12 protein-coding genes are annotated in these 14174 nt (G+C 47.3%); 8 read left to right on the plus strand and 4 right to left on the minus strand.

Annotated features, from left to right (window positions below; all coding sequences use genetic code 11):
* Positions 1-155 precede the first annotated feature (155 nt).
* The 3 genes from nagZ to FJD32_RS10580 all read left to right on the plus strand — a co-directional run bounded on the left by nagZ (position 156) and on the right by FJD32_RS10580 (position 2640).
* Positions 156-1184: a beta-N-acetylhexosaminidase gene (gene nagZ / locus FJD32_RS10570; RefSeq protein WP_140907032.1), complete on the plus strand. Its 1029-nt coding sequence runs from the start codon at positions 156-158 to the stop codon at positions 1182-1184.
* An 81-nt stretch (positions 1185-1265) separates the two neighbouring features.
* Positions 1266-1808, plus strand: a complete 543-nt coding sequence (gene ycfP, locus FJD32_RS10575; RefSeq protein WP_140907031.1) for an alpha/beta hydrolase YcfP — start codon at positions 1266-1268, stop codon at positions 1806-1808.
* Between the two features lie 559 nt (positions 1809-2367).
* Positions 2368-2640, plus strand: coding sequence for an acylphosphatase (locus FJD32_RS10580; protein ID WP_140907030.1), 273 nt, complete (start codon positions 2368-2370; stop codon positions 2638-2640).
* A 115-nt stretch (positions 2641-2755) separates the two neighbouring features.
* Here the strand turns inward: FJD32_RS10580 and FJD32_RS10585 are convergent, their stop codons facing one another.
* The 3 genes from FJD32_RS10585 to FJD32_RS10595 all read right to left on the minus strand — a co-directional run bounded on the left by FJD32_RS10585 (position 2756) and on the right by FJD32_RS10595 (position 7955).
* Positions 2756-3754, minus strand: coding sequence for a peptidoglycan binding protein CsiV (locus FJD32_RS10585; protein WP_140907029.1), 999 nt, complete (start codon positions 3752-3754; stop codon positions 2756-2758).
* Positions 3754-7248 carry a transcription-repair coupling factor gene (gene mfd / locus FJD32_RS10590; protein ID WP_140907066.1) on the minus strand — a complete coding sequence of 1165 codons (3495 nt, stop codon included), beginning with the start codon at positions 7246-7248 and terminating at the stop codon, positions 3754-3756. The genes FJD32_RS10585 and mfd overlap by 1 nt, the downstream gene beginning before the upstream one ends.
* 86 nt (positions 7249-7334) lie before the next feature.
* Positions 7335-7955: a hypothetical protein gene (locus FJD32_RS10595; protein ID WP_037429792.1), complete on the minus strand. Its 621-nt coding sequence runs from the start codon at positions 7953-7955 to the stop codon at positions 7335-7337.
* Positions 7956-8049: 94 nt separating this feature from the next.
* Between FJD32_RS10595 and FJD32_RS10600 the strand changes: the two genes are divergently transcribed.
* The 3 genes from FJD32_RS10600 to lolE all read left to right on the plus strand — a co-directional run bounded on the left by FJD32_RS10600 (position 8050) and on the right by lolE (position 11320).
* Positions 8050-9282: a lipoprotein-releasing ABC transporter permease subunit gene (locus tag FJD32_RS10600; protein WP_140907028.1), complete on the plus strand. Its 1233-nt coding sequence runs from the start codon at positions 8050-8052 to the stop codon at positions 9280-9282.
* A 98-nt stretch (positions 9283-9380) separates the two neighbouring features.
* A complete protein-coding gene (lolD, locus tag FJD32_RS10605) occupies positions 9381-10073 on the plus strand; it encodes a lipoprotein-releasing ABC transporter ATP-binding protein LolD (RefSeq protein WP_037418293.1) in 693 nt (230 codons plus the stop codon).
* Entirely contained in the window at positions 10070-11320 is a 1251-nt protein-coding gene (lolE, locus tag FJD32_RS10610; RefSeq protein WP_140907026.1) for a lipoprotein-releasing ABC transporter permease subunit LolE, read from the plus strand. The genes lolD and lolE overlap by 4 nt, the downstream gene beginning before the upstream one ends.
* Positions 11321-11412: 92 nt before the next feature.
* Here the strand turns inward: lolE and suhB are convergent, their stop codons facing one another.
* Entirely contained in the window at positions 11413-12216 is an 804-nt protein-coding gene (gene suhB, locus FJD32_RS10615; RefSeq protein WP_011072272.1) for an inositol-1-monophosphatase, read from the minus strand.
* A 154-nt stretch (positions 12217-12370) separates the two neighbouring features.
* Between suhB and trmJ the strand changes: the two genes are divergently transcribed.
* Together trmJ and cysE are read left to right on the plus strand one after the other, a co-directional pair.
* The gene (gene trmJ, locus FJD32_RS10620) at positions 12371-13096 is read left to right on the plus strand and encodes a tRNA (cytosine(32)/uridine(32)-2'-O)-methyltransferase TrmJ (RefSeq protein ID WP_140907025.1); all 726 of its coding nucleotides are present in this window, start codon (positions 12371-12373) and stop codon (positions 13094-13096) included.
* A gap of 45 nt (positions 13097-13141) precedes the next feature.
* Positions 13142-13963 (plus strand): serine O-acetyltransferase, encoded by an 822-nt coding sequence (gene cysE / locus FJD32_RS10625; RefSeq protein WP_037418369.1) that lies wholly within the window; start codon positions 13142-13144, stop codon positions 13961-13963.
* The last annotated feature ends 211 nt before the right edge of the window (positions 13964-14174 follow it).

The following is a 14174-nucleotide window of genomic DNA, read 5'->3' on the forward strand; positions in this document are numbered from 1 at the left end:
TAGCGGATCATTAATGTCGATTTAATGGCCTACATTATCGGTTTTGGGTAAAATTTGACGGTAAATGGCTCGCTTTTTGGGGATTTTTGTGAACCCTGTAGCCAGTATCGCTATGGTTATTTTTTGAGTATGAATAAGAAATTTTAGGGAGAATTATGAGTTATCTAATGCTGGATCTGCTGTCTTTAGAGGTCAGTGAGGCTGAAGCTGAGATGCTGCGCCATCCGCAAGTGGGCGGTTTGATCCTGTTTTCCCGCAACTTTACTAGCCGTGAGCAATTAATTGCCTTGGTGCAGCTGATCCGCCAAATTCGTCCCGAGATTTTGATTGCCGTCGACCATGAGGGCGGACGAGTACAACGTTTTCGCGAAGGTTTTACGCTTATTCCGGCCATGGGGGATATTTTGCCAGCGGCTAAGGGCGAGATGGCATTGGCGAAACGTTGGGCCTGTGAGCTGGGTTTTTTAATGGCCATTGAGTTACTCGCCTGTGACATCGACTTAAGCTTTGCGCCTGTGCTCGATCTTAACGGCATTAGCCAAGTCATTGGCAAACGTAGTTTTAGTGCAAAGCCCGATGAAGTGATTGCGTTAGCGCAGAGTTTTATTGAGGGTATGGCCGAGGCGGGCATGGGTGCCGTGGGTAAGCATTTCCCAGGTCATGGCAGTGTGGCGGCAGATTCCCATATTGCGCAACCTATCGATGAACGTGAGGCTGAGGCGATTTTTAATCAAGATATTCTGCCGTTTAAGGAGTTGATCGCTCAAGGTAAATTATCAGGCATTATGCCTGCCCATGTGATCTACCCTAAAGTTGATCCCAATCCTGCGGGCTTTTCAACCTATTGGTTAAATCAGATCCTTCGCCAAGATCTGGGTTTTAATGGGGTGATTTTCTCCGACGATCTGGGGATGAAGGGCGCATCTTTTGCGGGAGATTATATAGGCCGCGCTCAAGCTGCGTTGGATGCGGGTTGCGATATGATTTTGGTTTGTAATGATAATCCAGGTGTTATGTCACTCTTAAACGGTTTTGTATGGCCTTCTGCTGCACCGAAACATCCGGCGAGTTTACTTAAACCTAATGCGGCGCAGACTGCTATCGCATTAGAAAATAGTGCTCGTTGGGAAAATGCTAAGCAGCTGGCCGAGCAAATACAGCTCGCACAACAGGCAAAAGTTTGATGTAGCGCAAGGTTCTGCAATGAATATTTGCTAGGGTTAGTGGCATGCGCCGTGTTTGGCAGATTGTTAAAAGGTCTCAATATGATTTTTTATCTTCATGGATTCGATGCGACTAGCCCTGGTAATCACGAAAAAATGCGTCAGTTGCAGTTTATTGACCCAGATGTAAGGCTTATCAGCTATAGCACTTTGCATCCCAAGCATGATATGCAGCATTTATTGAAAGAGGTCGCCAAGCAAATGCAGTATAGCGACGATCCCACGCCGTTAATGGTGGGCGTCGGTTTGGGGGCGTATTGGGCTGAGCGAATTGGCTTTTTAAATGGGTTAAAGTCGGTGTTGATCAATCCCAATCTTCATCCAGAAGAGACAATGCAAGGGAAAATTGATCGCCCGGAAGAGTATGCCGACATCGCCAATAAGTGTGTTTCAGAGTTTAGGTTGAAGAATACCCACAAAGCGATGTGCATTCTGTCTCGTCTTGATGAAGTGCTCGACAGTCAAGCAACGTCCAGTGAACTCAGTTGTTTTTACCCTATCGAATGGGATGAAACTCAACCCCATAAATTCCCCCAATTAGCGGCCCATTTGCCTAAAATCAAAGCTTTTAAGCTAAACGGTTAATACTCGTTTGCAGACTCATCATTAGACCGCGCATCGCTACTCATTTGTAGGGGAATAGGTTTGGTTTTCGTGTGATTGCCAGCCTTAGCCTTCGCTCATTTCCATATTTCAGTTCGTTATATGTACGGGGTTGCTGCTTATGCTACCGAGCGTCATGTATTGGTATATCGATATATTTCATATTTGGAATGGTTGACGGTATATATTATTGGTTTGGTTGGCTATTTCAGTAAAAAGCATTAAATAAGTACTGTAAGAGTGGATTTATCTATCATTTTGTTGAAATTTGTAATTAATTGTGTAAAGTAGCGCGTCTTAATAGTTTGTTACAAAATGCTACAAACTTTTATGCCATTAGTCCATTTATGGACAACCTTTTGCGTATGTCGCCCGACACAGCTAACAGCGGTCTTGTTAGCTGTTTTTTTATGCGTTTCATTTCATTTGTTTCACTCAGTAAATCCATCACTTAACACATTTATAACGTAACTAAGCTCAAATCTCGGCTATGCTTAAACTCGCATGAGAATAACAAGCTAACCTTGTTCAGGAGTCTTAAATGAAACGGGTGCTAATCAAATTAACGGGAACCGTACAGGGTGTGGGCTGTCGGCATGCGACACTGACAAAGGCTCGAGCCTTGGGCGTGACAGGTTATGTGACTAATTGCGTCGATGGAAGTGTCGAAGTGCTCGCACAGGGCAGTAATCCTGCTGTAGATAATCTTATTGCCTGGTGTGAGTTAGGCGTGCCTCGCACCGATGGATTAATGGTGCAGGTGGAAGAAGACCAAGGCGATGATATTTATTTGGATTTTTCAATAGTGCGCTGACTTGCTGCTAAATTCAGTCTGGGTGAGTCTTGAATGGTCATGGGGCTATTGGTGATAAAAAGCGGTAATTACACTCGTATTACCGCTTTTTATTTAGCATTGATCGGCTGGCGTTTTATGCGCTAGGTTGCGCCATTTTACGGATCTGGATCACCATGCCCATTTCGGGATGATCGAGATAATGAATTTCATCACTTTTCACTCGGCGATTCTGTTCCAGCGGAATAGACATCAGGTAAGGCGTCATCACTTTAACAGGCGTCGCATTAGTATTTGTGCTGGTTTCATCGGTCAGCACAGGCATTAACTTACGTCCTTCTTTGCGAAGATTTAAGGCCGTTTCGATATAGAGGTAGTGGCTGAGGTAAATATTCAGCGTGCCATCAAGTTGCCAAACAGGAGAGGGTAGCAATGGTGCCGAACTTTCTAAAGCCATTCCTTGGGAGCCTTGAGTATTTTGTATCGAACTGTTTAACGCTTGTTGCACAATTTGGCGGCCATCGAAGTGGTAGTTGGCGGAGAAATCCTTACCAGCAAATAGGCGAACAGGCACTGAGCCGCTTTTACCCGTCATAGGTTGCTGCCATGTCATGTGCAGTAGACTGCGATTACCACGTTCTCTGGATAAGCTATTAACGATACTTGCAAACTGACCTTGGTTGCTTGCGAGTAATACCGGGCCACTGCCAAGTTTGGCGTAGGTTTGGCTGCTACTGCCGATTTCCGATGGGATCATGCTTGGGTAACGGTACTGGGTGGTCGTTGTGCTTGGGCCTGTGATCCTTAAGCCGCCACTAGTGCTATTATCGGTGTTATTAGTGGCATTCGTATTTGTGTTTTCTGCGCAATGGCTATTGGCATCGGCATCATAAACAAGTGTGCAAGGCGCAGACTCATTACTCATGGAGACCACAGCCTGACCTACAACCGGTGAGATTAGGTCGATTGCACTATTGGTTTTCGTCTCAATTGGGGCCATAGGCCATTGTTCAGTTGACTGGCTTTGGCGTTCGAAAATATAGACTTCAACCTCGAACCACGCCTCAGCACGGGCAAGTGAACTGTGTGAAAGTGCAATAAGTGTAGCGATAGAGACCGCGAGTTGACGTAACACTATTTATCTCCAAGACGATGTTGCGATTGATGTTGAGATAGTTGTTCGAGCAAGAGCTTGACTAACGCGAGCCTCTCTTTTGCCGTTTCGGCGCTGAGCATGAACTTTAACTTATTCGGCCCGTCCATTCGATAGATTTGTGGCTGACTTTGCAGTAATCCAATGATAAAGCCTGGGTCGATATTATGATCTTGGCTAAATTCGATACTGCCACCCTTGGCGTGTACCTCAATTTTAGTTGCCCCTAGCCGAGTTGCCTGATGTTTATACAGAGTCATTTCCATCAAGTTTTTAGTGGCCTCGGGTAGTAAACCAAAGCGGTCGATAAGCTCAACTTTAAGTTCGTCTAAGGCTTCTTCGCTGTCACAACTGGCGATCCGCTTGTAGAGCGACAGACGAATATTCACATCACCGACATAGTCTTCAGGTAATAGGGCCGGAATTCTGAGCTCCATTTCACATTGCTGATTGAGCATTTGTGCCAGAGATGGCTCTTTGCCTTGCTTAAGCGCTTTGACCGCCGATTCAAGCATTTCCATATAGAGGCTAAAGCCAATTTTTGAGATATGGCCGCTTTGCTCATCACCTAAGAGTTCGCCTGCGCCGCGGATCTCTAAATCTTGGGTGGCGAGCATAAAACCGGCACCTAAATCCTCAAGGGCATCGATGGCTTCGAGACGTTTGCGAGCATCGCTAGTCATACGTTTAGGATGTGGCGTCATCAAATACGCATAGGCTTGATGGTGAGAGCGACCCACACGGCCACGTAGCTGATGCAACTGGGCTAAACCAAAGGTGTCGGCGCGTTCGATAATAATGGTGTTTGCACTGGGAACGTCGATACCGGTTTCGATAATAGTGGTACAGACTAACACGTTGAATCTTTGGTGATAAAAGTCCGACATCACCCGCTCAAGATCCCGCTCACGCATTTGGCCATGGGCCACCACCACCCGCGCTTCAGGTAACAAGGTACTAATGTCTTGGGCACATTTTTCAATGGTTTCGACATTATTGTGCAGGTAATAGACTTGGCCACCACGGAGGATTTCACGCAATATAGCCTCGCGCACCGTCGCGGGATCGGATTCGCGTACAAAGGTTTTCACCGCCAAACGCTTAGCGGGAGGTGTGGCAATAATCGATAAGTCGCGCATTCCCGACATCGCCATATTTAAGGTGCGGGGGATTGGTGTGGCGGTGAGGGTCAAAATATCCACATTGGCCCGTAGTGCTTTAATTTTCTCTTTTTGTCTGACACCGAATCTGTGTTCTTCGTCGATGATAAGTAGGCCTAAGTTCTCAAATTTAGCCTCGGATTGCAGCAATTTATGGGTGCCAATCACGATATCGACTTTGCCTTCTTCGAGCTGTTTCAGCACTTGAGTCTGCTCTTTGGCGGTTCTAAAGCGTGACATCACTTCAATCACTACCGGCCAGTCGGCAAATCTGTCCTTAAAGTTTTCGTAGTGCTGCTGGGCGAGTAACGTGGTGGGTACCAACACAACCACTTGTTTACCCGCATTCACCGCCACAAAGGCGGCGCGCATCGCGACTTCGGTTTTCCCAAAGCCCACATCACCACAAACTAATCTGTCCATTGCGGTTGGCGATTGCATATCGGCGAGCACGGCATGTATTGCACTTTCTTGATCGACGGTTTCTTCAAAGGGGAAACCTTGAGCGAATTGGGCGTATTCTTCGTCATTGATTTCGCAGCTCTCACCCGGACGAGCTTGGCGACGTGCATAGACATCGAGAAGTTCTGCGGCCACATCGCGGATTTTTTCAATGGCTTTATTTTTTGCCTTAGCCCAAGTGTCGTTACCGAGTTTATTAAGATGCGTTTCCCCATCGGCGCCAACACTATAGCGGCTAATTAAATGTAAATTGGAAACGGGGACATAGAGCTTATCGCCACCTGAGTACTCAAGTTGCAAATATTCAGCAACAATGCCGCCAGTATCGAGGGTGACTAAACCTTGGTAAAGGGCAACACCGTGCTCTAAGTGTACGATCGGCTGGCCAACTTTCAGCTCGGCTAAGTTTTTGATTAAGGTATCGTTACTGATCTGACGCTGTTTTTCGCGGCGACGCTGCTGTGAAATCCGCTGGCCGAAGAGCTCAGTTTCGCAGATGATGCTGACGGCAGTTTGTGCGCCGAGTCCCAGTACACAACCACGGGATAAGGGCGAAACGATCAAGCCAAGTTTGGTATCAGTTTTAATAAACTCATCAAAATGACTAAATACCGTAGGCTTTAACTGGATTTTACCTAAGAGTTCGAGCAGCGCTTCACGGCGACCTTCAGATTCTGCGCTAAATAATATGCGCGGCGCCTGCTCAGCATAATCCTGCAGTGCGATTAACGGCTGCTTTAATTTGTGATTGGCGCTTACCTCAGGCAAGGCTCTGGCATCAATTTGCGCCGCAACACCATTGGTGTCAGGATTTGGGGCCACAAATTGATAGCGAGGTAGCGGCTTAAAGGCGGCAAATAATTCTTCTATCAGTAAATACAGTTCTTTAGGGGCAAGCAGTGGTCGTAGCGGATCGACCCGTCGGTCTTCATACCGTGTTTCCACTTCATGCAAATGGGCGCGAGCGGATTTTTCGATATCGCCCAAGGTGACTAACTGAGTGTCCTTCGGCAGGTAATCAAATAGCGTCGCGACCTCATCGAAAAACAGTGGCAGATAGTTTTCAATCCCAGCGGGCATCAAATTTCGGCTCACCAATTGATAAACCGACTCTGGCTCTTTAACGATCACCTCAAAACGGCGGCGATAGCGTTGTCTAAAGCCTTCGATAGCACTGCTATCGGTTGGAAATTCTTTTGCCGGTAATAATCGCACCGCATCGACGGGTGTGGATGAGCGCTGGGTCTCTGGGTCGAAATGGCGAATAGTTTCAACTTCATCATCGAAAAGCTCGATACGCAGCGGCATATTCACGCCGGTAGGGAAGATATCGAGAATTGAGCCCCGAATGGCAAACTCGCCATGTTCGTAAACTTGCTCAACTAAATGATAGCCCGTATCGGTTAATTGCTGGCGTACATCATGGAGCTGATATTTATCGCCCTTTTTAAGCACAAATACATTGGAGCTTAAATAGGATTTCGGCGGCAAGCGCATCATCAGTGTTGTCACCGGCACGATAACCACGCTGTGCTCAGCATGGGATATTTGCGATAGGGTTTCTAAACGCTGGGAGATCAAATCCTGATGGGGTGAAAAACTGTCGTAGGGCAGGGTTTCACGGTCAGGAAATAGCCGCACCTTAATGGTGGTGTTCGCTAATAAATAATTAAGCTCTAACTCGAGACTCAATGCCGTTGGTGTGTCACTGGTGACAATGAGCGTGGTGCCTGGGTGTTGGCGTATCAAGCTGGCGAGGGTGACCGCTTGACCCACTCCGGCGATACACGACAGAGTTTGCATTTGAGTGCCATTTTTTACAACGGGCGGTGTTAGGGCTGAAATATGTGTCATTGGCGTGGGATAAACGGATTCATTCACAAAAAGTTGCATTTATTGTAGTGACTTGGGCGCGAGGGTGCTAGTGAAAACTCTCGTCTTTATTGGCGTTCGTCCCTAGCTTGTTTACGCAGTTTAAGTTGTTTTTGTTGAACATTGAGGCTCGCTTTGACCAGTTGCTCCACATCCGAATCCAGTATTTGGCTAAATTCGAGGTCGATTAGATAGGGCGACGAGGCGTTGTGCTGTTGTGCTTGCTGCGCAGTTGATTGGGCTTCCTGTGAGAGCATACAAGCGGTGACTTTGGCAAAACATAAAATAGCGACCAGTTCGTCATGGATAAATAAGGTCACTTTAAAATGGCGCCCTAGAGGTAATTCGGTCGTGCTGATTATGCGAATACCGCTACCACCAAACTGACAACCATCATATTTATCACCCTCTTGGACTTCTTTTTCGAGCACGTGTTGCAGGACTAAATCCACCTTGCGCGATTGTAGCTTGAGAAAATCCACCACCACCTTGGCTTCATTATCTAAATGCCGCAATTGTAACAAACAGCTCGCTTCGAGGGCTTTTACTTCACTCAATAGCTGGATCCCTAAGGATTGCATTGATCTTAAAGCCATTTCATTGGGTAGAGGTCGATTTTCGTCCCAGAGGCTTAAGTAAGCGGTAAAGGGATGAGGCACACTAAAATACGGATTGGTGTCAGTGAACAAGGCTTGCCTCTTTATTTATAGAACCTAAACCCCTATTATCGTGCCCATCTTTATGATTTAGCAAGTTCAGCACACAGGACGCAGCCCTCTTTCAATGGATCTTCGATTCCCTCTCTACGTTGGTTACCGTTATTGGCGGGCCAGAAAAGCAAACGCATTTGCTTCTTTTATTACCTTATTTGCCGTTTCGGGCATTTTTTTAGGGGTTGCCGCCTTGATCGTGGTCAGTTCGGTGATGAATGGCCTCGAAGGGCAATTAAAGCAGCGCATCCTCGGCGCTGTACCGCAATTGACTGTTTATACTAAAGCTCCGTTAAGCGATTGGACTATTGCGGCAGAAAAGCTAACTAAGCTGCCCGGCGTGCAAGGGGTGACGCCCAGTGTGTCGACGCAAGCCATGGTGCAGTCGGCGGCGAATATCCGCGCCGTGCAAGTGTTTGGGGTGTTTCCAGAGCTTGCCGAAAAACTCTCCGCGGTGGCGCAACATACCTATTCAGGCGCGTTTAACGAGTTAACCAGTGGCCAGTATAAGGTCATATTGGGCAGCGAGCTTGCCCGTCAATTAAAAGTCAGCCCTGGGGATACGGTACGCTTATTAAGTGGCGATGGCGTGGTGTACTCGCCGCTTGGCCCTGTGCCCAGCCAACGCAAGTTTTTAGTGTCTGCGGTGTTTGAGATGGGCTCACAAGTGGATGCGGGCGTGGCTTACGTTCATTATCAAGATGCAAAGCGGTTAATGCGTCAGCCCAGTGATGAAATCAACCAGCTAAGGCTGTATTTAAACGATCCTTTTAACGCGCCTGCGCTTGCCAAGGATGTGCAGCAAATCTTGACCGCGCAGGGCATTGAGGCGACCACGAGCGATTGGCGTGACACTTATGGGCATCTATTTAGCGCAGTGAAGATGGAAAAAAACATGATGTCGCTGATGCTCAGCCTGATTGTCGCGGTAGCGGCATTCAATATCGTCTCGGCGTTGGTGATGATGGTTGTCGATAAAACCACCGATGTGGCGGTGCTTAAAACCCAAGGTTTAAGAACCTCAGCTGTGATGGGCATTTTTGTGGTGCAAGGTTTATTGAATGCGGTGTTAGGTTTAGCGCTGGGCTTAGTGGTCGGTATTCTAATTACCCTTAATCTCAATGGTCTTATGGCAACCCTTGGGATCTCGATTTTAGGGGCAGGGCAAATGTTGCCGGTAAAACTGGCGCTTGGGCAATTGTCGCTGATTATTGTCGGTACCTTAGTGGTGACCCTAGTGGCAACTCTTTACCCTGCGCTACGGGCTGCAAGGGTGCAACCAGCCACAGCGCTGCGTTATGAATAACGGTGTTTTCAACGACTAAAAAAATTGCGCCAAAGTAAAAGTCGAATTTAGACGTGGCACTTAACCCATGTCATATAGAATCAATAGCGAGAATCTCAATGCAAGATGTGTTACTGCAAGTGCAGGCGGTGAGTAAGAGTTATCACGATGGCGATGTGACCACGCAAGTGTTATCCGACGTCGATTTACAGGTATTTAAGGGCGAGCAACTGGCGATTGTGGGCACTTCTGGCTCCGGCAAAAGTACGTTACTGCATATTATGGGGACGCTTGATAAACCTTCATCGGGCAAAGTGTTGTTGGCAGGTGAGGATTTATATCAGGTGAGCAGTGCGCGTCAGGCGCAGATCCGTAATCAGGATTTAGGCTTTATTTATCAATTCCATCATTTATTGCCTGAATTTACCGCCCTGGAAAACGTGGCAATGCCGGCATTTATCCAAGGTCGTGATCGCAGTCAAGCGCAAGCCGATGCCAAGGTTTTGCTCGAGAGAGTGGGTCTTGGGCACAGAATGAGCCATATTCCTGCTGAGCTTTCGGGCGGTGAACGGCAACGAGTGGCAATCGCCCGGGCGCTTATCAATAAACCCAAACTCGTACTGGCCGATGAACCTACGGGAAATCTCGATGCGAAGAGCGGCGAGGCCGTGTATGAACTCATTCGCGAATTGGCCAATCAACTCGGTACCGCGTTTGTGGTGGTCACCCACGATCCTAAATTGGCTGCGCGGATGGACAGACAACTCACCATGAAAAATGGTTATCTACAAGTACCGGATAGCGCCCAATGAAAGGACCATTAGCCCTCTCGATTGGTTGGCGCTTTTACCGTGCGCGCCAATCCAATAGTTTTATTAGCTTTATTTCCTTTGCATCGACAGCGGGTATCGCCTTAGGCGTCGCCGTATTGATTATCGTGCTCTCGGCGATGAATGGATTTGAGCGCGAGCTGGAGCAACGTTTACTCGGGGTGATCTCCCAAGCCGATGTGGTAGGCGTGAATGAGCCGATTGCTGACTGGCGCGCTGTTGAGCAAACCGCGTTGCAGATTGAAGGCGTTACGGCGGCGGCACCTTTTATTCGTATGCAGGGTTTAGTGCAAAAGCCCGGTGGTTTTCAGGGGCTTGCTGTCGTTGGCATTGATCCTGAACAAGAGGCAAAAGTCTCTACATTGTCGCAATTTATGAATCCCGAGACTTGGCAGAGCTTGAGTGAAGATGATAATCACATCGTCCTTGGTGAAAGTTTGCTGAAAAAATTAGGCCTCGAAGTCGGCGATACGCTGGCGCTGTATGTACAAGATCTTGACCCTGAACATGCGGGAAGCTTACGTGCTGCAAAAAGCCATCGCTTTGTGGTGTCAGGTGTGTATCGCTTAGGTGGAGAGCTTGAATTAACCACCGCGTATATTCCCATGCGTTATGCGGCAAATATCCTTAATTTACATCAAGGCGTGACGGGGGTTCGCATCAGCGTGGCGCAGGTGTTTGAGGCGCCAGCGAAAATTCGCGAGTTAGGTTATGCGTTGAATCAGTCAGTGTATATTAGTGATTGGACTCGAACACAAGGTCATTTATATCAAGATATTCAATTGGTTCGCACCATAATGTACCTCGTATTAGTACTGGTGATCGGTGTGGCCTGTTTCAATATTGTCTCGACCTTGGTGATGGCGGTGCGCGATAAGGCCAGTGAAATTGCGATCCTGATGACCATGGGACTGAGTCGTTTATCGGTAATGGGCATTTTTATGGTGCAGGGAGCATTAAACGGTTTAGTGGGGTGTGCGCTCGGAGGGGTGATTGGTATTGCGACAGCCATTAATCTCAGTGCTATTGCTCGTGGCATTGAGCAATTACTTGGGATCCAATTGTTATCTGCGGATGTGTATTTTGTGGATTTTCTTCCCTCCGAACTGCATATGGCGGATGCCGGTTTAGTGATTGCCACCGCGTTTATAATGAGCCTGATTGCAACCCTGTATCCTGCATGGAAAGCAAGTCAAATTGGTCCTGCACAGGCATTGGCGGGCAGATAACTGGCGCTACCGTTCTGCACTTAAAAGCTCAAAAACAAAAGGCCAGTGATAATATCACTGGCCTTTTTGGTCTTGTTTTGCGCTAAACGTGATTAACGCTTTAAGCCTTCGTTTAGTAAAGGACGCATGGTTTTTACTAATTCGGTCGTCACTTTCGGAGAACCCGCAACGATATTGCCAGAGATCAGATAGTTATGACCGCCAGTAAAGTCAGTGACTGTGCCACCCGCTTCACGACATAACAGATCGCCAGCAGCGATATCCCATGGCTTTAAGCCAATTTCAAAGAAACCGTCTAAACGGCCTGCGGCCACATAGGCTAAATCTAATGCTGCAGAACCTGTGCGACGTAAGTCTGAACAATGACCAAACACTTCGCCGAAAATGGCCATATAGGTTTCGGTATGTTGACGGGCTTTAAATGGAAAACCTGTACCGATAATGGTTGGTGCTAGTTCGTTAACATTGGTCACGCGAATACGGAAATCGTTTAATTTGGCGCCTTTACCACGGATAGCGGTAAATAATTCTTCACGAACTGGATCATAAACAACGGCAACTTCAGTTTTGCCTTTGTATTGGAGTGCGATAGAAACCGCAAAATGGGGAATGCCTCTAACGAAGTTGTTAGTGCCATCCAGAGGATCGACTATCCAAATATAGTCTTTGTTTTCACCGCGGTTTTCGCCTTTTTCTTCACCCACGATAGTGTGATCCGGGTAAGATTTACGAATTTGATAGGTAATAGCGGCTTCTGCTTCCTTGTCTACACTGGTAACAAAATCGTTGATACCTTTAGCACTGACTTCAACTCGGTCAAGTTCAGTGTAGGCACGCATAATAGTTTGGCCGGCCGCGCGAGCAGCGCGAACAGCAATCGTCAGCATCGGATGCATTGCAATCCCCTGGATGTTAAAGAACGTTAAAAATAGCGGGCGGCATTATACTCGATTTGATTGTTATATCAAATACCGATTTTCATATAAGCATTCGCGCACGCCTGTGATAGTATTCGCTCCCTGTGTTTTGTGAATTAAATTAAGTCGTTTCATGCTAAGTAATATTCGGGTGATTTTAGTGGGGACATCGCACCCCGGCAATATTGGCTCAACTGCCAGAGCGATGAAGACGATGGGGTTATCGACCCTGTATCTTGCCGAACCAAGATGTGAAGTGGACGGTCAATCCATTGCCTTGGCCGCAGGCGCTTCGGACATTTTAAAACATCTGGTTAAAGTGGATTCCTTAGAAGAAGCCATCGCCGATTGCAGTTTGGTGATTGCCACCAGTGCCCGTAGCCGTACCTTGGATTGGCCTATGCTCGATCCGCGAGAAGCGGGACAAAAGCTGGTGACAGAAGGTTTAGCAGGGCCTGTCGCCATCGTCTTTGGTCGTGAAAATCATGGGTTAACTAATGAAGAATTACAGCAATGTACTTACCATGTGGCGATTCCTGCTAACCCTGAATACAGCTCATTGAACCTCGCGCAGGCTGTGCAAATCATTTGTTATGAGACGCGGGTAGCACATTTGGCTCAAATGGAAGCACCGCAAGCGTTTGAAGAATATCCACTCTCTGCCGATCTTGAGCGTTTCTTTGTACATCTTGAAAGTACCTTATCATCCACAGGCTTTATTATTAAAAACCATCCCGGCCAAGTGATGACAAAGTTACGCCGTCTATTCAGCCGTGCACGTATCGAAAGTCAAGAGATGAATATTCTTCGGGGAATTTTGACTTCGATTGATAAAGTGGTGGGTAATAAACAAAAATAGCCAAAGCAAATTTGGTACATAACGGTAATCGCGAAGGATTGAGTAATGGGTGTGATAGCTAGGCTAAAAGAAGACATTGAATCTATATATCACCGTGATCCCGCGGCGCGTAGCGCCTTTGAGATCTTGGTTAATTATCCTGGCATGCACGCCATTTGGCTGCACCGGATAAGCCATAAGTTATGGAAGCGTGATTGGCGCTTAATGGCTCGTTGTTTATCGACTTTTTCGCGCTGGTTGACGGGAGTGGAGATCCATCCTGGTGCTACTATTGGCGATCGTTTCTTTATCGACCATGGTATGGGCGTGGTGATCGGTGAAACCGCTGAAATTGGCGATGATTGCACCTTGTATCACGGCGTGACATTGGGCGGCACCACCTGGCAAGCAGGTAAGCGTCACCCAACACTGGGTAATAACGTCGTTGTCGGTGCTGGCGCCAAAATCTTAGGTCCTATCACTATGCATGATGGGGCGCGTGTCGGCTCAAATTCTGTTGTAGTAAAAGATGTGCCTAAGGATACGACAGTGGTTGGTATTCCTGGGCGTGTGGTAGCAACACCCTCACCACAATCAAAAGAAAAATCCGAACGCCGAAGTGCTATGGCTAAGAAGTATGGTTTCGATGCTTACGCGGTCTCACCTGATAATCCCGATCCCGTTGCTAACGCGATTGGTCAAATGCTGGACCATATGCATTTAATGGACTCAAAGGTGCAGGAATTGTGTCAAGCTATCCAGCGTTTAGGTGGCGATGTGTGCACCGAAAGATTGCCAGAGCTGAATGTTGGCGATTTTAACGATGTCGAAAAGGCGGCTGCTGATAAGCGGCAAAGTGCGCTTGATGAGTTTGATCCAAGTATATAGTCCTGAAAATAGCAGAGTAGATGCAATTTCTTTTAGAGTGTCACCACTCTGCTAACGCTTTTATTTCGACAGTGCAAATCCCATTGCATAGCTTTTGAACACTTTGGGCATGTGTGCTCTGCTTTCATTTGAAGATAGTGCGTTAGATCCCGATATCAGGCCAATTTGGGTGATTAATTGCCCCTTTGGCATTGAATCTTAGGGCAGAAAA

It is taken from the genome of Shewanella sp. LC6 (assembly GCF_006385735.2).
In the GTDB taxonomy this organism is placed as follows: Bacteria; Pseudomonadota; Gammaproteobacteria; order Enterobacterales; family Shewanellaceae; genus Shewanella; species Shewanella xiamenensis.

What these genes read in the sequence shown, in the direction of transcription:
- mfd (WP_140907066.1), bottom strand. Translation starts at nt 7,248, where the DNA reads ATGACACATATTTCAGCCCTAACACCGCCCGTTGTAAAAAATGGCACT.
- nagZ (WP_140907032.1), top strand. Translation starts at nt 156, where the DNA reads ATGAGTTATCTAATGCTGGATCTGCTGTCTTTAGAGGTCAGTGAGGCT.
- lolD (WP_037418293.1), top strand. Translation starts at nt 9,381, where the DNA reads ATGCAAGATGTGTTACTGCAAGTGCAGGCGGTGAGTAAGAGTTATCAC.
- cysE (WP_037418369.1), top strand. Translation starts at nt 13,142, where the DNA reads ATGGGTGTGATAGCTAGGCTAAAAGAAGACATTGAATCTATATATCAC.
- suhB (WP_011072272.1), bottom strand. Translation starts at nt 12,216, where the DNA reads ATGCATCCGATGCTGACGATTGCTGTTCGCGCTGCTCGCGCGGCCGGC.
- trmJ (WP_140907025.1), top strand. Translation starts at nt 12,371, where the DNA reads ATGCTAAGTAATATTCGGGTGATTTTAGTGGGGACATCGCACCCCGGC.
- ycfP (WP_140907031.1), top strand. Translation starts at nt 1,266, where the DNA reads ATGATTTTTTATCTTCATGGATTCGATGCGACTAGCCCTGGTAATCAC.
- lolE (WP_140907026.1), top strand. Translation starts at nt 10,070, where the DNA reads ATGAAAGGACCATTAGCCCTCTCGATTGGTTGGCGCTTTTACCGTGCG.
- FJD32_RS10580 (WP_140907030.1), top strand. Translation starts at nt 2,368, where the DNA reads ATGAAACGGGTGCTAATCAAATTAACGGGAACCGTACAGGGTGTGGGC.
- FJD32_RS10600 (WP_140907028.1), top strand. Translation starts at nt 8,050, where the DNA reads ATGGATCTTCGATTCCCTCTCTACGTTGGTTACCGTTATTGGCGGGCC.